The organism is uncultured Dysgonomonas sp., from assembly GCF_900079725.1.
Taxonomy (GTDB): domain Bacteria; phylum Bacteroidota; class Bacteroidia; order Bacteroidales; family Dysgonomonadaceae; genus Dysgonomonas.
This window is the reverse complement of the sequence record NZ_LT599032.1, coordinates 3,340,836-3,359,507: the sequence shown is the minus strand read 5'-3', so window position 1 is coordinate 3,359,507 and position 18,672 is coordinate 3,340,836. Positions and strand designations below refer to the sequence as shown.

The 18,672-nt window shown below is 38.5% G+C and carries 16 protein-coding genes and 1 pseudogene; 6 read left to right on the top strand and 11 right to left on the bottom strand.

Going from position 1 to position 18,672, the window contains the following annotated elements:
• Positions 1-47: 47 nt before the first annotated feature.
• The 4 genes and pseudogenes from QZL88_RS14125 to QZL88_RS14110 form a co-directional block, all read right to left on the bottom strand.
• On the bottom strand, positions 48-1,850 hold the full coding sequence (locus QZL88_RS14125) for a hypothetical protein (protein WP_296942086.1): 1,803 nt from the start codon (positions 1,848-1,850) through the stop codon (positions 48-50).
• Positions 1,851-1,999: 149 nt separating this feature from the next.
• Positions 2,000-2,533 (bottom strand): annotated as a pseudogene (locus tag QZL88_RS14120) (phBC6A51 family helix-turn-helix protein); the annotation flags it as partial.
• Between the two features lie 215 nt (positions 2,534-2,748).
• Complete coding sequence (locus tag QZL88_RS14115) at positions 2,749-3,624, bottom strand: hypothetical protein (RefSeq protein ID WP_296942084.1); 876 nt, start codon at positions 3,622-3,624, stop codon at positions 2,749-2,751.
• A gap of 88 nt (positions 3,625-3,712) precedes the next feature.
• Positions 3,713-4,216 carry a hypothetical protein gene (locus QZL88_RS14110; RefSeq protein ID WP_296942082.1) on the bottom strand — a complete coding sequence of 168 codons (504 nt, stop codon included), beginning with the start codon at positions 4,214-4,216 and terminating at the stop codon, positions 3,713-3,715.
• Positions 4,217-4,375: 159 nt separating this feature from the next.
• Between QZL88_RS14110 and QZL88_RS14105 the strand changes: the two genes are divergently transcribed.
• On the top strand, positions 4,376-4,747 hold the full coding sequence (locus QZL88_RS14105; protein ID WP_296942080.1) for a 2-amino-4-hydroxy-6-hydroxymethyldihydropteridine diphosphokinase: 372 nt from the start codon (positions 4,376-4,378) through the stop codon (positions 4,745-4,747).
• On the opposite strand, the gene QZL88_RS14100 is transcribed toward QZL88_RS14105, so the two are convergent.
• From QZL88_RS14100 to QZL88_RS14090, 3 genes are all read right to left on the bottom strand, one after another.
• Complete coding sequence (locus tag QZL88_RS14100) at positions 4,748-5,605, bottom strand: beta-1,6-N-acetylglucosaminyltransferase (RefSeq protein WP_296942078.1); 858 nt, start codon at positions 5,603-5,605, stop codon at positions 4,748-4,750.
• Between the two features lie 88 nt (positions 5,606-5,693).
• Complete coding sequence (gene yidC / locus QZL88_RS14095) at positions 5,694-7,628, bottom strand: membrane protein insertase YidC (RefSeq protein ID WP_296942076.1); 1,935 nt, start codon at positions 7,626-7,628, stop codon at positions 5,694-5,696.
• A gap of 122 nt (positions 7,629-7,750) precedes the next feature.
• Positions 7,751-9,361 (bottom strand): CTP synthase, encoded by a 1,611-nt coding sequence (locus tag QZL88_RS14090; protein ID WP_296942075.1) that lies wholly within the window; start codon positions 9,359-9,361, stop codon positions 7,751-7,753.
• Positions 9,362-9,530: 169 nt separating this feature from the next.
• Here QZL88_RS14090 and dnaG point away from each other — a divergent pair, with 169 nt between their 5' ends.
• Positions 9,531-11,528 (top strand): DNA primase, encoded by a 1,998-nt coding sequence (dnaG, locus tag QZL88_RS14085; RefSeq protein ID WP_296942074.1) that lies wholly within the window; start codon positions 9,531-9,533, stop codon positions 11,526-11,528.
• 65 nt (positions 11,529-11,593) lie between these two features.
• Positions 11,594-12,268, top strand: a complete 675-nt coding sequence (locus tag QZL88_RS14080; RefSeq protein ID WP_296942072.1) for a porin family protein — start codon at positions 11,594-11,596, stop codon at positions 12,266-12,268.
• Positions 12,269-12,630: 362 nt separating this feature from the next.
• Here the strand turns inward: QZL88_RS14080 and QZL88_RS14075 are convergent, their stop codons facing one another.
• The 3 genes from QZL88_RS14075 to QZL88_RS14065 all read right to left on the bottom strand — a co-directional run bounded on the left by QZL88_RS14075 (position 12,631) and on the right by QZL88_RS14065 (position 15,234).
• Positions 12,631-12,849, bottom strand: a complete 219-nt coding sequence (locus QZL88_RS14075; protein ID WP_296942070.1) for a hypothetical protein — start codon at positions 12,847-12,849, stop codon at positions 12,631-12,633.
• A 59-nt stretch (positions 12,850-12,908) separates the two neighbouring features.
• Positions 12,909-14,237: an ABC transporter permease gene (locus QZL88_RS14070; RefSeq protein ID WP_296942068.1), complete on the bottom strand. Its 1,329-nt coding sequence runs from the start codon at positions 14,235-14,237 to the stop codon at positions 12,909-12,911.
• A 91-nt stretch (positions 14,238-14,328) separates the two neighbouring features.
• The gene (locus tag QZL88_RS14065) at positions 14,329-15,234 is read right to left on the bottom strand and encodes an ATP-binding cassette domain-containing protein (RefSeq protein ID WP_296942065.1); all 906 of its coding nucleotides are present in this window, start codon (positions 15,232-15,234) and stop codon (positions 14,329-14,331) included.
• Positions 15,235-15,895: 661 nt separating this feature from the next.
• On the opposite strand from QZL88_RS14065, the gene QZL88_RS14060 reads away from it, so the two are divergent.
• From QZL88_RS14060 to QZL88_RS14050, 3 genes are read left to right on the top strand one after another with little or no spacing between them, the layout of a single operon-like run.
• Positions 15,896-17,002: a DNA replication/repair protein RecF gene (locus QZL88_RS14060; protein ID WP_006801154.1), complete on the top strand. Its 1,107-nt coding sequence runs from the start codon at positions 15,896-15,898 to the stop codon at positions 17,000-17,002.
• Complete coding sequence (locus QZL88_RS14055) at positions 16,999-17,292, top strand: DUF721 domain-containing protein (protein WP_006801155.1); 294 nt, start codon at positions 16,999-17,001, stop codon at positions 17,290-17,292. Before QZL88_RS14060 ends, QZL88_RS14055 begins: the two co-directional genes overlap by 4 nt.
• A 6-nt stretch (positions 17,293-17,298) precedes the next feature.
• A complete protein-coding gene (locus QZL88_RS14050; RefSeq protein WP_296942062.1) occupies positions 17,299-17,754 on the top strand; it encodes a thioesterase family protein in 456 nt (151 codons plus the stop codon).
• Positions 17,755-17,928: 174 nt separating this feature from the next.
• On the opposite strand, the gene QZL88_RS14045 is transcribed toward QZL88_RS14050, so the two are convergent.
• Positions 17,929-18,606 (bottom strand): DUF6146 family protein, encoded by a 678-nt coding sequence (locus QZL88_RS14045; protein WP_296942060.1) that lies wholly within the window; start codon positions 18,604-18,606, stop codon positions 17,929-17,931.
• Between the last annotated feature and the right edge of the window lie 66 nt (positions 18,607-18,672).

Here is an 18,672-nt window from a genome sequence, read left to right as displayed (position 1 = left end):
GAGAAAGATTCTTTCTCTTCAATCCTAAATAAATAAACAAGGAATATTTATTTTGATTTATTCTTTTCTATCATAAAATCTGAAACTTTTTTAAACCTTGAACTCATATTGTTCTTATATCCAAGCTTCCATGCCTGTCTCATCATGAATTTATTGAAAGGCAGAAGTTTATTTTGCTCCGACTGATTACACTCTGCTATGTAGTCATTTATAAGGCTGTCTAATTGAAATCTACCATCATGAAAATAATCTTCTAGTTTTATCATCATTTCAAGAGGTATCATAACACATTGCTTGACCGAATAATGTTCAGAAATAAATCTCATTTGTTTTAATTCCTCAAACCTATTATTGAGCATATATCTAATACCTTCAATATCAAAGCAACAATCTTGATAAACAATAATAGGATAAATATTAAACTTATCGGTTATTTCAACTCTGTCTGCCTTTTGAATTATTACATCTAACTTTTTTTCAATCACATTTAGCAACTGTGTTATTCCTTTTGCTTGTGGCTTTTTCTTTTGTTTTCCAGTACTTTTTTCTACGGTTGAGGTTCCAAATATCTGCAATATCTCATTTTTAATCTGTTCCAAGCTTTCACAGTGCTTTATTTCTGCATTTAACATAACGTCTTTAAATTCAAAGAGGAATATGTTTTTGCCTTTTCTAATATAAAAATCAGGTTCTCCATCGCATAAGAATGTTTTTAATTCTTGTCCAGAGATTAATTTTTTACATGTTTTTGAAAAACATCCATTCATTACTTCATAAAATAGATAATTTTCCGTAAATAAATTTCCCACTAACGATTTTAATTCAGGATAACTATTTATTTTGGTGGTTGCCTTGTGATTTTTTAGTGTAGATGCAAAATCAAATAAGAAACTTTGAAACATTTTATCTACAAAGAATCCCGGAGATATAATGCTATATGTATTATCGCCATGATAATAAATTGGCTTACTCCTAAGATGGGTAAAATCAGTACTCCTTTTAAAAATTTTCACATCAACACACATTGAATTTAAGTACTTTCTCCCATAATATAGACTCGGTTCAATTTTTATTTTATTAGTACATCCTTCTTCATTTGTATACATTGAACAGTAAGTATCAAAAATAAAATACAGATAATTATCCCATTTTGCAATTTGATTTTCTTGAAGAAATAGATTTAAGTAATTATTAAAAATTTTATTCTCTTCACAAAAAACCATGAAATAATAAAATTTTATAAATTCAACTCTGTAGTCTTTAGGATAATATATATCATTATATCTCAATTGCTCAGGTAAGTGAAAAGCCATTTGAGAGTCAATATCCTTAATTTCAAGTAATTCTTTAGTTGTGTGCCTTAATTTTTCATCACAGCATAATAGATACGCAATAAACATATTAGAGAAATCATCCTTAGATTCAAATACATCCACATTACTTTCATTATGATTTTCTAGTAAATATTCTATTAGAGTAAGCAATACCACTTTATCTATAAACACGTAATTATCTAATTCACTTGATATTGGCTGCAAGTAATTAGTGATAGTATGTTGAAGCTTTCTGTTCATTTGAAACAAAAGAGGAATGAAGAAATCATGTTCCCTTTGATCAATAGTCATCATACTTTTCTTTGTAAACATATATGATGCCCATGCAATAGCACTTCTAGAAGGAATAGTTTTAAGAATATCCTCTAATTTATCACATCCATCAGGAAATATACAGGAGTATGATATTTGTCTTTTGATTACTAATTTTTCCATTATTTTTTCTGAATCACAAAGATACGGAGAAATGATCGTTGAAAGTGAATTATTTACTGTTTTATGTACTTGAACTTCCATATTTTGATTATCTTTGTACTTGTAGTTCATTCGGTTATGTAGAAAAGAGAAATATAGAGATATTGTCTCTTGGGATGTAGCATGGGACTGAATATTTGATTAATCTAAGATATTAGATATGTGGCAATTAGATGATTCGTTCATCTTCCTTCCAGCTTCCTGTCCACAGCAGCTACTACCTCCGGATTGAGCGAGCCGCCCGAACGGAAGCCGTTCTCCTGCAAGATCATCAGCTCACGTTTGGTTTCCTCATCCTGTACTTCGATAATCAGCGGACGGCGTTCCGATGCCAGTAAGCGGTCTTTGTCTTTTTTCCTTTCTTCGCGGTCGAGTACATACTTTATCGCACGGATACTCGGCGGACAGAATTTCTTTTCCACTACCCTGCATTTCTCTACATCTTCCACCGGATTATTCTTATCGGGGATATAGGTAATCTTCTCCTTTTTCTGTACATAGCCTTCCAGCAATTGTTTTAGCCCTATCCGAGCCGAGGCTACCATCACATCTTCGCGGTGGTCGATGGCTTCTTCTACCGCTTCTTTAAAATCAGGTTTGATCTTTTTCCATTCGTAAAATGTCTTACGGCTGATTTTAAATGATTTGCAGATTTCTGATATGCTACACAAGTCTTGTTCTATCATCCGGATAATCTCCGAGGCAATTTTTTCTTTATACTTCATAAGATACTTAAATATTAATGGTTAATAATTAGTTTCTTATATAGATAAAGTTTTTTGATAAATTTGGAGTTCGCACAGAGCTTTCGTCCTTCGTCCTTTCGGATTTGCAATCCGAAAGCTTGTACTGTCAGGATTTATAATCCGTTAAAGAGCTTATGATAATAAAAAGCGGAATTATAAGTAGACAAGAGACAATTGGTCAAATCCAGAGTTACTCACTCTATCCATGTCAGTTTGGAAGATATAATATTCCATTCCCCCTCTTCTTTCTTTAATAATGCCTCTCCTCCCTCATAAACTATTCTAAAGAAAACTCTAGCATATTTCATCTCTTTATCAAATACTATAATATTCACCTCAGGGTATGTCAACAGTTGCCAATAAGCACCCCAATGCCCTCTCCATACTTTTATATTTTGTTCCAGAAAAGTCTGCCTTTTACCAATCTCTTTATCTGAAAGATAGTACGCATACGTAAGCCTATCTTTATTCTTTATGATATGAGTACCTAAAAAGTGAGTTAATCCTATATTATATAAAGAATTAAGATACACCACTTTTTTATCACTAAAAAAAAGAACAGGTCTAAAATCAGTGATGGTATCAGTATGAACATTTTCATTTTCAATCAGTTCCTCCGTCACCCATTCTTCTGCAAAAGCAGGAATACTTTGTAACTTCAGACTATCCAGTCCCTGTTGTCCGTATTCCTCCTGAAGCTTTTTGTAAACCGCCACTTTCTCTTCTTCTGTAAAAAACACTCTGTTTTGTATTCTGTATTGAATACTATTCTGTACAATTAGATATTTTACAGACTGATATATCGTATCCCCCCATTCGGAGCGTCCGATTGTTTGCAAATTTACAGGATTATAAAAAGCGCCGAATACCTTGTATACTTCTTTTTCCCTATCAGTTAAATTTTCAAATTCCGCGTCTGAAATAGAAGGGGTTTCTTTTTGCCAATCATTAAAGAACTCATTTAGTTTTTCCTTCGATTTCTTTTTATATGCCTCCTCTAATAAATTAAACTGAGAGTATGATTGGCTAAAAAGCAGGCATAATAAGAACAAAACAATGGCTTTCTTCATAATATAGACTATTAGTGATATATAAAAGTACGAATCAGTTTTATTAAAAAAAAGCTCTTTCTGATCCTTGGATAATTCTAATTCAATTTCAGAAATAAATAAGATCAGAATCCGGTATATCCGTATACCCTTCTTTATTTATAATTATCTGCCATATTTTATCGTACAGCCTTTTATATTGCTGTGCTTTTCCTTTATCATTTATAGGATTTTCCAGATCTATAAGATCTAAAATAACTTTATTGCAACTATCGTTTTCACAGATTTCCAGCGAAGTATCAAAGCTTGGAAGAACTACTGCAATAGCATCTGTAGAATTCCAATCTATCTCAAACTTTTGGGGAAAACTTTGAAAATGAATTTCCTGATACAAGTTATAGATTATTCTTCTTTCAGCATCATTAAGGGATATTTCATAAGATTTGGCGCCATTTGAATAACGTCTCTTAAATAAGGCTGTCTTTGAATTATAACTATCATTTGCACCATTACTAATTTCAAAATAAAAGCCAGACGGAACGTCAAATCTATTCTGTGTATTTGAGCAACATAATAAGGCTAAAATCAGCAATAAAAATAAATATCTTTTCATTATTATTTTAAATTATAAGGTTATATAAATTAGAGGGAAAACTATGCATTTTTCCATATTTATCAAGCACAATTTCTTTATCGCTCAACTCAATTCTGAAGAATTTATTGACCTGTATATACTATGATTCAAAAAATGGAATGTATATTTGCACCGGTTATGAACAAAGCATTACTCAGCATCGGTACAAACGAAGACCGGGAATCGAATTTAAGCCTGTGCCATCAGTTTCTGAATAATATATTTACAGATATATCTTATTCCGATACCTCTGTCACCATGCCATACGGTACAACTTACAATAACGATTTCCTGAACCAGCTTGCCGTTATCTACACAGATAGGGACAAGGACGAAGTTATCCGCTTATTGAAATCTATAGAAAAGGATATGGGGAGAAACGAAGCTGATAAAAAAAACGGAATCGTGAAAATAGACATCGACCTTGTAATATGGAACAATAATGTGTTGAAACCGGAAGATTTCACCCGAAGCTATATTGCAGACCTGCTTGCCAGTTTGGATAAATGATTATCCCCACAACCTGTTTTGTATCTCTTCCAGCAATTTTTCACTGCCGTCATTAAACTTCCGTGCAAAATAAGGAAATCGCTGCCCGTATTCATCATTGAACTCGATATGGCTTCCCAGAAAGTCAACATGACGCTCTTCTATTGTGGCCGGAGGAACAGCAACCTCCCAATCTGTATAAGTAAGGCTTGCGGCTGTATTTTGCCGAAACGGAGAATTCCCGATAATTGTCTGAAAAAAAGCCTCGTCAGGAACTAATGTATGACGGAAGAAGTCTGTATATCGCTTATCCTCCCTTACTGTCGTCAAAATATAGTGTACACACTCGCGGGTAAGGGCAAACCATTGTGTACCGGCATACACCCTGAAAGGTGCTTTTCTTTTTATTTTCAGCTTTTTAAGCAATACTTCGGCAAGAAATTTAGGATTATAATGCTTCAGGTTACGACGATCGTAATCGAAGAAATAATATTCATAGCGCTCCATCGGCTTGAACGGCACAGGGACAGGAGCAATATCAATATACTCTTTTCCCTTTTCCAACTGTTGATAAAGGAACTCCTTAGACCGGATAGGATAATCTACTCCACTAATCAATACATAATAATCTGCATCGGGAGAACATTCTACACCTCGCTTCATCAGAGCCAGAGTAGCTTCTACCATACTAAATCCGCCCCAATTGATATCAGTGCGTTCCGGGATTACCTCCACATTCTTATGTTGAGGAAAATACTCAGACACTACCTTTTTATCCAAATGAATAAAAAAAGTACAATCCGCGCCATTCAGAACATCTATCAAACGGTCTAAATGCCTGAAATTATTATGAGCTAATATTAGGTAGCAAATCTTCATATTCTGCGATAGGATTCTCACAAAAGTAAATAAAAAAAGGTTACTTCAACCGAAATAACCTTTTCTTCTATATGTTTTGACGTCTAACTTACCTCTTTCTCTTGGTACTATTAGACTTATTCTTCTCGTTCAATTGTTGTTGCTGAAGTTTCTGAGCCTCTGCCAAACGAGCCATGAAACCCGATTTCTTTTTCGGTTTTGCTTTATTGGCTTCCAACTTAGCCAGCACCTTGTCTTCATCTATTATATATCTGAAGGCAATAGTCAATAATATTGTAACCAATAACGAAAGGAAATAATAATATGTAAGACCCGATGGGTAATCATTCAGCATGAAAAGGAAGATCAACGGCATCAGATACATCATCCACTTCATCCCCGGCATTTGTTGCTGCCCGGTATTGGTCATTTCCATATTGAATTTCGTGTAAATGATATTGGTCACTGTCATCAGAATACAGAACAAACTGATATGCGTACCTATCAATGGAATATGTGTTTTCCATTCCACGATGGCATCATATGTGGAAAGATCGGTAGCCCAAAGGAAGCTTTGTCCGCGAAGCTCTATCGCATTCGGGAAGAATGAGAAGAGTGCAATCAGTATAGGCATCTGTAAAAGCAACGGAATACATCCGCTCATCGGGTTTACCCCGGCTCGATTATAAAGTGCCATTGTAGCCTGCTGTTTTTCCATCGCCTGCTCCTGCTTCGGATATTTGGCTCCGATTTCCTCTACCTGAGGGCGCAGCACACGCATCTTAGCCGACGACATGAACGACTTGAATGTAAGAGGAGCTATTACCAGTTTCACAATTATAGTCAATAGCAGAATAACAATACCCATCGACATTCCCGTACCCCTCAACAAGTTGAAGATCGGAATCACAAAATATTGATTCACCCAGCGGAACAGTGTCCAGCCCAGTGGCACAAGCTTATCCAGATCTAGCTGTTTGTTCACATCGTCTATGTGGCTGTCATACCCTTTCAACAAAGAGAATGACATAGGCCCCAGATAATATGTGAATCCGGCGCTTATGGTTCCGGCATTCATGTCTACTGTTGCCGGAGCATATATTGTAGCTTCAACGGTCTTCAGGTATTCACTGTTTTCATCAGTTACTAAAACTTTAGAATCGAGAAGGGCAGTTTCGATCTTCTCGTCCGCAATCAGTATAGGAGCAAAGAACTGATTCTTGAAAGCAACCCATTTAGCAGGCTCTTTCACCTCCAGTTGCTCACTTTTATCGCTGCTTAGTTCTTTCACATCACCCCCTATATATTTATAATAGATGTGCGAATAACGTTGTTCATTTTTTACGCTTTTCTCTTGTCTGCGCATCTTCTGTGCCCAGTACAACTCTATCACATCCGATTTGTTTCTGTCCAGCATCGGTTGCAAACCAACCAGATTGACATCATATTTCATCATATAATCGTCTTCTGCCAGTTTATAGATAAAATCGACATGTTGGGTTGGCGAATATGAGAAACGCATGATAAGAGAATTATCTCCCTCTGTCTTGATCGGCGTAAATATCAGATTATTGGTGTGAAGTACCTTGTTTTGCTTATTGGTTAGCTGAAGCGAGAACTCGGCATCATTATTGAACAGATACAGAGAATCTCCATCATACCGGGAATATTCTTTCAACTGCGCACTTACCATCTTCCCTCCTTTAGTAGAGAAAACAACTTTCAACTTACTGTTTTCCAACGTTATCAGCTGTTCTGCCTGCTGCGCACACAATGAATCCATTGCTGCAAGGACAGAATCAGCTTCCTGAACAGGAGCCGCAAAGAAATCATCCACCGGATTTTCATTCTTTACTTCCGATGCTGTATCTTTCAGGTTGCTTAGTTCTTTTTCCCGCTCTTTGGTCTGCGCATATTCTATCGAGTCTCTCCGATATTGTTCTTTCTGCTTAGCAAGTTCTTCCGCCGAAGGTCTGCTCAGCAACGTAAATCCAATGATTACGGCAGCGATGAGTACAAACCCGATAATCGTATTCTTATCCATTTATAGTTTTTATAAATTTAATATTTGCGATTTTTCCTTTCAATTTCTATTGGGCGTTTTGCATGACCCGGCATAATCAAAATAAATTTTGCTTCTGCTTCCGCTATTTAAAACGTTCAATCTTATTTTTTCTTATTGTCAATTACTGCTTTTATAAAACTGATGAACAAAGGATTAGGCGATACTACCGTACTATTGTATTCAGGATGGAATTGTACACCCAGATACCATTTCTTTCCGGGTATTTCCACAACCTCTACCAATCCCATGTCCGGATTTGTTCCGGTACACTTCATTCCGTTCTTTTCGAAATCTTCCTTATAATCACCGTTGAATTCGAAACGATGGCGATGGCGTTCTTCTACCAGCTTTTTACCATATGCTTTATACACCTGCGAACCTTTTTCCAATTCACATTTATAGGCTCCCAGACGCATTGTCCCACCCATATTTGTGATATTCTTTTGTTCTTCCATCAGGTCAATAACCTTGAATGGTGTATGAGGATTCATCTCCGTTGAGTTAGCATCCTCCAGTCCCAGCACATTGCGGGCAAATTCGATAACCATACATTGCATACCCAGACAGATACCGAATGTAGGTACATCGTGTTCACGGGCATATTTCAACGCCTGTATTTTCCCGTCCACTCCGCGCTGCCCAAATCCCGGAGCAACAACTATGCCATCCATGGAACCAAGCATCTTTTCCACATTGTCTGCGGTCAATTTGTCAGAGAGTATAAAATGTAAATCGAGCTTGCGATCATTGTATATCGCTGCCTGCAACAACGATTCATTGATAGATTTGTACGCATCCGGCAATTCGACATATTTACCGACCAGTGCAATACGAACCGTCTCTTTGGCATGTTTTTTCTTATCAAGGAAATCGCGCCAAGGCTGCATTACCGGTTTATCCCCGATAGGCATACCCAGTTTACGCAACACGATTTCGTCCATGTTCTGCGCCTGCATATTTAATGGCACTTCATATATTGTAGGCACATCCACCGATTGCACAACGGCATCTACCTCCACATTACAGAACAATGCCACCTTTTTCAGAATGTCTTTATTCAACGGGTGTTCGGTACGGAGAACCAACATATCGGGCTGTACCCCTTCCGACTGCAATTGTTTCACAGAATGCTGTGTAGGCTTAGTCTTCACCTCTTTTGCCGCAGCGATATACGGCACATAGGTAAGATGCACGCATAGGCAGTTTTTGCCTAGCTCCCAACGCAACTGACGCACACTTTCGATGAAAGGCAATGACTCTATGTCACCAACAGTACCTCCGATTTCGGTAATTACAAAATCGTAGTCATATTTTGTACCCAGCATTTTAATGTTGCGCTTTATCTCATCTGTGATGTGGGGCACGATCTGCACCGTTTTTCCGAGATAATCACCTTTACGTTCTTTGTTTATCACATTCTGATAAATCCGCCCTGTAGTGATATTGTTGTCCTTATGTGTAGGCTGATTAAGGAAACGCTCGTAGTGACCGAGGTCCAAGTCTGCTTCGTGGCCATCGACAGTCACATAGCATTCTCCATGTTCATATGGATTCAGAGTTCCGGGATCGATGTTGATGTATGGGTCCAGTTTCTGGATTGTCACTTTATAACCCCTTGCCTGTAGTAGTTTACCTAACGAGGAGGCTATAATACCTTTACCTAAGGAAGATATAACTCCTCCTGTTACAAATATATACTTCGTATTAGCCACGACTTTTCGTTTTATATTTTTTAGACTCTAAAAAGAAAGCACAAAAGTACAAAAAATATTTAGATACATTGTTTTATTTTCGTTTAACAGTAACCATTAAGATTCCTATTCACATAAATTAAATATCTTGATCGGGATATTTTTATTACTTTCGTAGCAGTAAAAAATCATGATAGATCAAGGTACAATAGACCGTATAATGGACGCTGCTCAAATCGTTGATGTAGTGTCGCAGTTTGTCACCCTCAAACGAAGGGGGATAAACTTTGTGGGCTTGTGCCCTTTCCATACAGATAAAACACCATCGTTTTACGTTTCTCCCGCCAAGAATATTTGCAAATGCTTTGCCTGTGGCGAAGGAGGTACGGCTGTTCACTTCATAATGAAGCATGAGCAGCTCTCATATTACGAAGCATTAAAATATCTGGCTAAAAAATATAACATAGAGATACAAGAGCGCGAATTCACCGACGAGCAGAAACAAGCCTATAATGAGCGTGAAAGCCTCTTTATCCTCAACGATTATGCACGGGACTATTTCGTCAACACTCTCCACAATCATATAGAAGGAAAGTCTATCGGACTGAGCTACTTCAGAGAGCGCGGTTTCAGAGAAGATATTATAGAAAAGTTTCAGTTAGGCTATAGTCTCGAACAGAGAGATGCTTTTTCTCAAGAAGCATTAAAAAACGGATATAAAGAAGATTACCTCGTAAAAACAGGACTAGCTATAAAAAGCGAGCACAACAACCAACTGATCGATCGTTTTCGTGGCCGTGTCATGTTCCCTGTACACACGCTATCGGGCAAAGTAATTGCATTTGGCGGACGTATACTTAAAAAAGCTGAGAATACAGGTAAATATGTCAATTCACCCGAAAGTGAGATATACCATAAAGGGAATGAACTATACGGTATTTTCTTCGCTAAGCAGGCCATAACCAAGGCCGACTGCTGTTATCTGGTGGAAGGCTATACCGATGTTATTTCCATGCATCAGGCAGGAATAGAAAACGTTGTCGCATCTTCGGGGACAGCATTGACAAACGGGCAAATACGGCTGATTCACCGCTTTACGGACAATGTTACGGTTATTTATGATGGTGACGCCGCAGGGATAAAAGCGGCATTACGGGGAATAGACCTGCTCCTCGAAGATGGCATGAATATCAAAGTGATATTATTGCCCGACGGAGAAGATCCCGACTCCTTTGCCAAGAAACAAAATGCGGAATCGCTAACCAACTATATCAAGGCCAACGAGGTCGATTTCATGCGTTTCAAAACAAAACTATTACTGGAAGAAGCCGGAAATGACCCTATCAAGCGAGCCGCCCTTATTTCCGATATAGTAAATAGTATTTCCATTATACCCGACAATATTATACGCACAGTCTACATCAAAGATTGCAGTATTCTGCTGGATGTAGATGAACGCATTCTGGTACAGGAAGTGACCAAAAAGCGACTGGCCTATCTGGAAAAAACAGCCCCACAAAAGATGGAAGAGGAAATGCGGGCTGCCCATAATGACTTGTCGCAACCCTTAATCCACAACAAAACGGTAGTAAAGAAAACACCGATAGACAAATTCGAACTGGCTATCCTTTATTACATAGTCCGCTTCGGTATGGAGATAATGCTAGAGGGAGGGGAAGAAAATCCCGTTACGGGCGACATGCCTACAACAGTAATAGACTGGGTAAAATTTGATCTCCAGCGCGATGGCTTTTGGTTTACCAATCCCCTCTATACACTGATGCTGGAAGAAGCGATAGAACGTTCGGTAGATGAAACGTTCATTCCAGCCCGCTACTTTCTGGCACACACCGATGCGCAGGTTAGCAAGATAGCCGCGGAACTGGTTAGCGACAGGTATCAGTTAAGCAAACTGCATATCAAACAATTCGGAGAAAATGCAAAAAAGGAGGACACTCCCCTTGCCGAAGAGAAGCATTTGGGGAAAGATGTCCCTCGCATAGTCACAGAGTTGAAAAATGCATATATAACCAAGAAAATAAAGGAAATAAAAGATGAAATGGCTGTAAAACAAAAAGAAGGAAACTGGGACACCGCCATAGAACTGATGCAGCAGATAAAAGAACTGGAAGAAGTAAAAAAAGCACTGGCAAAGGCTCTGGGAGAACGGATCATCCTGAGGTGGTAATTGACCGGATAATAACACAAGCACTATATTGTTACTATATAAATAAAAAACGTAAAAGAATTCCTATGAAAACATCCTTGAGGCTACTGATTATTTCAATTATAATACTGATAAGCGGCAATGCAAATGCACAATTCTTTGTTGAAAAACAAAAGTATGTCACCTTTCAGATAAGAGGTGGAATGAACCTCTCCAATGTTTCGGCATGGAAAAACGAATATGGATTCAAGAGTGGTAAAGTCAGGTTCGGATATAACTTCGGAGGTATTGCCGACATCACTTTAGGTAATGATGTCTATCTACAAACAGGACTTAGCTTCACCACCAAAGGAGCCAAAGTAAACAGGCTATCTACAACGGCAGGAAATATGGAAGCAAAAATGGAGGCGATGTATATCCAGCTACCCATCTATTTCACATATAAGTTCAACTTCCCCAACAATACCCACTTTGGCTTTGCCATGGGGCCATACGTGGCTTATGGAATAGCAGGAAAGACAACATTGACCACGCTCGACGGCACCCCCGAAAGCAATAAAGGCAATACATTTGCTGGTGACGGACTATGGAACAGACCCGATGTAGGACTAGGAATAGAATTACAGGCCGAATTATCGAGATTCGTTTTCATTATCGGCTCCGATACGGGTTTTACCAGAATATGGAAAAGAGAAATGCTAAATGACAATCTTAAAGTGAGAAACAATAGTGTCTATCTCTCTTTGGGTGTAAAGATATAGTCGAATTATAAGTAAACGAGAGAAACACAAATAATTATTAATTATTTAAGCGAATCGGTAGTTGAACTTTAACATTCAATTGTTTTATACTACGCGCAATCAGAGATTGCTTGTGTTCCTTTTGCCCAAAGCCGCAAAAGGAACCAAAAACGCTTTAGCGCCCCGCTTCAAAGGCCGACCCGTAACGGACTAAAAGACGAAACGGAAAAACTCGCTAGAAAGATTCTATAATCCTGATTAGCAGATAAGCTCAAACACGTTTCCGTTTTTTCGTCTTTTCATCCTACGGGCACCCCGTCCGTGAAGCCTACGGCGCAGGGCTGACGCGCATTAATTCATGCAAGGGCTTGCCTACGAAGGCGTCAGCGGGTGCGCATTAGTTCCGCAGGCGGGGTACCCACACGGTGCAGACGGCGTAGAAAGGGATGGGGCAATAGCCCGTTTGTCCCTTTCAGCCGACAAACCGATTGTGGGTCGCTGAGGAACTTAGCGCTAGCTTTTTGCTTCCTTTTGAGCAATGCCAAAAGGAAGGACAAGCCCGGAAGGGCGCGGCAGAGATGAGCTAATGCCTCTAATTTCAAATTAAGATAGTAGTTATGCATAGCATAATTGAACGTCAAAATTCAATAACAGACTGACATTATTTATACTTCAGCCATTTCAGCATTTCCATAAAAGAAACCTTCTTACCATACATCAGTATCCCGACGCGGTATATTTTAGCAGCCAGTTTTACCATCAGGACGGATGTGACGAACAATAACGCAACAGACAATCCCAGTTCCCACAAAGGCACTTCGAACGGAGCGCGGACCATCATCACCACAGGAGAAGTGAACGGAATCAATGAGCACCAGAAGGCCATAGCCCCTTCCGGATTGCGGGCGGCCGCAAAACCTGTATAAAACGCTACCATCAGTATAATCATAACAGGCATGATAAGTTGCTGGGCCTCCTGCGAATCATTCGCTCCCGAACCAAACATAGCAAACAAGGATGCGAACAGGAGATACCCCCCTGTAAAATAGAGGATAAGACATATTGCAACCTGTACCCAGTTGATGCTGAAAAAGCCATTAAGGAAAGAAGTCATCTCAACATTGTTGCTTTTCATTAATGCCATTGCCTGTTGTGCATCCACAGAGGCGCTCACATCCATATTAACGCCGAAAACCATCTTAATGGCAATCATTACACCTCCGCCTATAACAAGCCATACAATCAGTTGAAGAAGCCCGACAAGTCCCACTCCTATTATTTTACCCATCATCAGGTCGAAAGGCTTAACCGAAGAAATGATCACTTCGATTATGCGGTTGCTTTTTTCCTCTACCACACTCTGCATCACCATAGAACCGTACATCATGATAAAGAAAAACATACAGAAGGTAAGCGCCATTCCGGCAACAGTAGCTATCTCGCCGAGAGTTTCCGTTTCTTTCCCTGTCTCATCCCAACGGATAGTAGAGATATAGATTTTATCTTTAGATTTCAGTATTTCCTGCAAATTAGTTACTAATTGCGGTTCGAGATTGCTCTCTGACGTAAAGTCATCAATTTTTTTGTTTCTCACCGCTTCGGTCAACACATCATTTATATATGCCGTCAATTCGCGGGGAGGCTGTTGCTTTTCAGAGAAGAATGTAACTGCGTTGGGATTCTGATTCAAATCCCCGTTTATTTGCAACAACGCCGTACCCTTTTCCTTACCTGTCGCTGTACTGTCAGCAGCAGATACCTGTACAAACTCATAGTTTTTAGACGATTCGAACATGTTGGAATATAATCCTGTATTATCTATTACATAAACCTTTTTTATATCATCATTATCGCTCAGCATTGCTATGGCAGCTGGCAATGCAACTACAGCGGCAAAAAGGAAGGGAGTCAATAATGTAGTCAGGATAAAAGCCTTTGTCTTTACCCTGGACGAGAATTCTCTTGCTATAATTAATTTCAATGCTTTCATTCGGCTGGTTTTAACAAGGTCGCAGACCTATTTATTACTTTTGTTGCAAAACAACAATCGTAGGTTAGATTTGATAGTATATTGTTAAACTTCATCTATTGCTTACTGCTTGAATAAAAATATCATTCATAGAAGGTAATTCTTCCTCAAAAGAAATGATCTCATATTTCCGGGCAACTTCCTGTAGCAGATCAGAGTTGGACGCTTCGTCATTTCGCTGGATGCGTACTTCCACTGAGCTTTTATCAACAGACTGTGACAATATGGTAAAATGGGCAGATTCCATATCGAAGCTATCGCCTGATACATTGAGTCTGAAAATATGTTTTCTATATTGCGCGCGTATCTCTTTCACATTGCCCTGCAATACAACTTTCGATTTATTGATCAGGGATATTTCGTCACAAAGCGCTTCTACCGATTCCATATTGTGGGTAGACAGTATAATGGTTTTACCCTTTGCTTTCAACTCCAGAAGTTCATTTTTAAGCAACTCTGCGTTTACCGGGTCGAATCCGCTGAAAGGTTCGTCAAGGATATACAATTCAGGTTCGTGTATTACAGTGGCAATGAACTGTATTTTTTGCTGCATCCCTTTCGATAACTCTTCTACCTTTTTGTTTTCCCATGACAGAATATCGAACTTGCGAAGCCAATGCTGGGTTTTCTCATGCGCATCTTCAACTGACAGACCTCTCAGGCGGGCGAGGAAAATAATATGCTCCCCTACTTTCATCTTCTTATACAGGCCTCTTTCTTCGGGGAGGTAACCTATATTAAAAATGTCATCGGCAACAGATTCCCTGCCATTGATAAAGACTTTTCCCTGATCGGGAGCTGTTATTCTGTTTATTATGCGAATAAGAGACGATTTGCCGGCCCCATTCGGCCCCAGTAATCCATAAATACAGCCTTTGGGTACCTGCACACTTACTCCGTTAAGGGCGGTATAGTCTCCGTACTGTTTTACGATATCCTGCGTTTCAAGATACATCATTCTGATCTATATTAATTTGCTTAAATTACTCTACCTTGTTAGTCGGTGAATATTCTATAAAATCACAAAAGAATAAAAAAATAAAGAGATATGCGAATATATAGTTACGAATTTAGAGTAAAGGGAAATTGGCAACTATAATCATTCATTTTTTTCACATCAGTTAACCATGTATTGTTAAAACCTGACACATCTGACACTTTTTTCATTGCTTTCATCCTGTTGTTTCTATATCTTTTAACTATATTTGGTTAAAAGGTAACAAAGGTAACACTTTTTCTACCTATTATTTTTTACTCTCTCTGTATTCTCCGCTAGGGCTAGGGCTGTTAAGTTCTCTACTTTGTTCTGTTATTTTCTGCTGTCATCCTGAGTGGAACGAAAGATCCCGCCTGAAAAACGAGATGTTTCACTCCGTTCAACATGGCACAGAGGGTATAAAAAAATAGAACTTAACAGCCCTACCCCGAGGGGAGGTTGGAAGGGCCTATCAATACATCAAAGAACTAACAGCTATTAGCTAACGGCTAAAAGCTTCTACATATAGATAAACTTTTTTAAAAAGAGTAATTTTCGTGTGTTTGCCCTAATTACTTATCTTTAAAAGCTGTCTCCTCCGGCAAAAAATTGTACTTTTGCAAAACCATTATTTTTTGCATGCATGATATTAGAGCGTTTATCCATACTTAACTATAAGAATATAGAGCAAGCCGAGCTTACTCTGTCGCCCAAGATAAATTGTTTCCTGGGAAGTAACGGTATGGGAAAAACCAATCTGTTGGATGCGATCTACTATCTGTCGTTCAGCAAAAGTCACAACAACCCTATCGACTCTCAGAATATACTGCACGATGCAGAATTTGCTGTTATACAAGGCTGGTATGAAATCGGAGATAAACAGGAAGAATTCTTTTGCAGCCTGCGCAGAAAACAAAAAAAACAATTCAAACGAAATAAGAAAGAATACGAACGGTTGTCGGACCATATCGGTTTATTGCCGTTGGTAATGGTTTCGCCTTCCGACACCGAACTGATAAACGGAGGTAGCGACGAGCGACGCAAGTTTATGGATTTGTTCCTTTCTCAATTCGATAAAGAATACCTGTACTCGCTTATCCGGTACAACAAGGCTCTGCAACAGAGGAATGCGTTGCTGAAAGTGGATGCCCCGGTCGACGATACCCTTCTCGGCCTTTGGGACGAGCAACTGGCCAATGAGGGAAAGATTATCTATAGGAAGAGGAAGGATTTTATCGATAAATTTATTCCTACATTCCAGAAGTTTTATGATTTTATCTGTTCTTCGAACGAGAAGGTGGAGCTGAAATACGAATCCCATTTCGAAAATCCCGATTTCCCGGAATTGCTTAAATCAAGAAGGCAGAGGGATAAAATTTTAGGTTATACAACTGCCGGCATACATAAAGATGATCTGGATATGCAGATGGACGGCTATTCTATTAAGCGTGTTGGTTCGCAGGGACAGAATAAAACGTATGTAGTGGCATTGAAGCTGGCGCAGTTCGACTTCCTGCACAAAGCCACTGAGACTACTCCTGTATTATTGCTGGATGATATTTTCGACAAACTGGATTCGTCCCGGGTGGAGCAGATTATTAAACTGGTACTGGATAAAGATTTCGGGCAGATATTCGTAACCGACACTAATCGTGAGCATCTGGATGAAATACTCTCACGCACAAACAGCAACTATCATCTGTATGAAGTAGAAAAAGGCGAAGTAATCCAAAAGAATATTGCGCTATGAGAAAACGGAATACGGAAAGTATAGGGGAAGTGCTAAGGCAGTATTTTGAGGAAAATCAATTTATAAAGAGAAAATTAGCCGAAAGCAGGGCTGTTACAGGCTGGCCGAGATTGCTTGGCAAGATGATTAATTCATATACGACAAACATTTACCTGCGAAACGGTGTTCTTTATGTGTCTTTGAGTTCATCCGTTCTCCGTTCCGAATTAATGATGGCAAAAGACAGGCTTATAACTAAATTGAATGAACATGCGGGTATGCATGTAGTAAATGATATCATATTCAGATAAATTAAAATGAAAGAAATAAAACCCGAAACGTTTAAAGAAACGCTTCCTATTCAAATCCGCTTCAGTGACATAGATGCTTTAGGGCATATCAACAACAATGTATACTTCAGTTATTTCGACCTCGGCAAGACTACATATTTCGAGACAATAAAAGGAAAATCCGATATCAGCTGGACAGACGGCCTGATTGTGGTCGCTCATATCGAAGTCGATTTCCTTTCCCCTGTATACTACAGAGAAAATATAGTTGTAGACTCGAAAGTCACCAAATTGGGAGATAAAAGCGGAGTATTTCTCCAACAGATAAGAAATGTAAAAAACGGAGAAGTGAAATGCCGTTGCAAATCTGTTTTCGTAACATACGATGCGCACACACAGGCATCGATGCCTATTCCTGATACCTGGCGAAAGATTATATCGGAGCATGAAGGACTGGAAGAAGAAAAAGTGCTGGCCGAATAATGAAAATAAACGAGGGTGTATCAATAAATTTTGACAACCCTCTTATATATATATAAAATGAACGTTTTAAGTAGCGAGGGCAGAAACAAAATTTATTTTGATTATGCCGAGTCTCGAATTAACAATCGAGGAGTGTAGACGACTCAAAAACGACTAATGTAATCCAACATTTATTTATAGCATTGTTCCTGCTAACGAAATATTATATTCCTTCTCCATATATTTAAAGAACATATATAACTTATACTCGACCTCCATATTATACTCGATTTCTGAATTATAATCTACCTTACTCTCATAAATACGAGAATCATAAATAGACGGAAGGCTACACCGGGTATTCCATTCCGAAGTCATAACTGCATTTCTCGCCTTTAGTGTAAACGGGGAATAAAACTCTATTGGCTTTTGTATGGCTAAAAATGCCTCGTAACCTGCATCGAAAACAATAACCTCATATTCTTTTAAGCCTTCCAAAGTTTCTTTTTCATTAAAGTTGGTTGTGATTATTACATAATCCTTAAAAAGCAAACCAGCTATACCAGCCTGTTCCTTTTTTATTATAGATATCGATTTGATTGTATTTGGATCTACTCTGCAAACGCTATCATTATCCATTACCAGACCATCAATAACAAATACAGGCTTGGGTAGATTTTTTACTTTTATCCTTTTCGTTTCAGCGTATCCTACTAGTAAGATCTTTTCATGAGATAAATACCTAAAATCCGGCACTTTATTAGAAGATGATAATACGTCTACCGTTCTCATTTTTACAGAAACAGCTATGTCTTGTTGGCCAAAACAACCTAAAGAAGCCAGCATTAATATTACCAATAAATGCTTTTTCATAAAAACGGGGTTTATTATTCATCAAATATAATGAAAGTAATCCATATCCCATCTTATGCAACTTAT

Coding starts and splice junctions, on each gene's coding strand:
- QZL88_RS14125 (WP_296942086.1), bottom strand. CDS start 1,850: ATGGAAGTTCAAGTACATAAAACAGTAAATAATTCACTTTCAACGATC.
- QZL88_RS14115 (WP_296942084.1), bottom strand. CDS start 3,624: ATGAAGAAAGCCATTGTTTTGTTCTTATTATGCCTGCTTTTTAGCCAA.
- QZL88_RS14110 (WP_296942082.1), bottom strand. CDS start 4,216: ATGAAAAGATATTTATTTTTATTGCTGATTTTAGCCTTATTATGTTGC.
- QZL88_RS14105 (WP_296942080.1), top strand. CDS start 4,376: ATGAACAAAGCATTACTCAGCATCGGTACAAACGAAGACCGGGAATCG.
- QZL88_RS14100 (WP_296942078.1), bottom strand. CDS start 5,605: ATGAAGATTTGCTACCTAATATTAGCTCATAATAATTTCAGGCATTTA.
- yidC (WP_296942076.1), bottom strand. CDS start 7,628: ATGGATAAGAATACGATTATCGGGTTTGTACTCATCGCTGCCGTAATC.
- dnaG (WP_296942074.1), top strand. CDS start 9,531: ATGATAGATCAAGGTACAATAGACCGTATAATGGACGCTGCTCAAATC.
- QZL88_RS14080 (WP_296942072.1), top strand. CDS start 11,594: ATGAAAACATCCTTGAGGCTACTGATTATTTCAATTATAATACTGATA.
- QZL88_RS14070 (WP_296942068.1), bottom strand. CDS start 14,237: ATGAAAGCATTGAAATTAATTATAGCAAGAGAATTCTCGTCCAGGGTA.
- QZL88_RS14065 (WP_296942065.1), bottom strand. CDS start 15,234: ATGATGTATCTTGAAACGCAGGATATCGTAAAACAGTACGGAGACTAT.
- QZL88_RS14060 (WP_006801154.1), top strand. CDS start 15,896: ATGATATTAGAGCGTTTATCCATACTTAACTATAAGAATATAGAGCAA.
- QZL88_RS14055 (WP_006801155.1), top strand. CDS start 16,999: ATGAGAAAACGGAATACGGAAAGTATAGGGGAAGTGCTAAGGCAGTAT.
- QZL88_RS14050 (WP_296942062.1), top strand. CDS start 17,299: ATGAAAGAAATAAAACCCGAAACGTTTAAAGAAACGCTTCCTATTCAA.
- QZL88_RS14045 (WP_296942060.1), bottom strand. CDS start 18,606: ATGAAAAAGCATTTATTGGTAATATTAATGCTGGCTTCTTTAGGTTGT.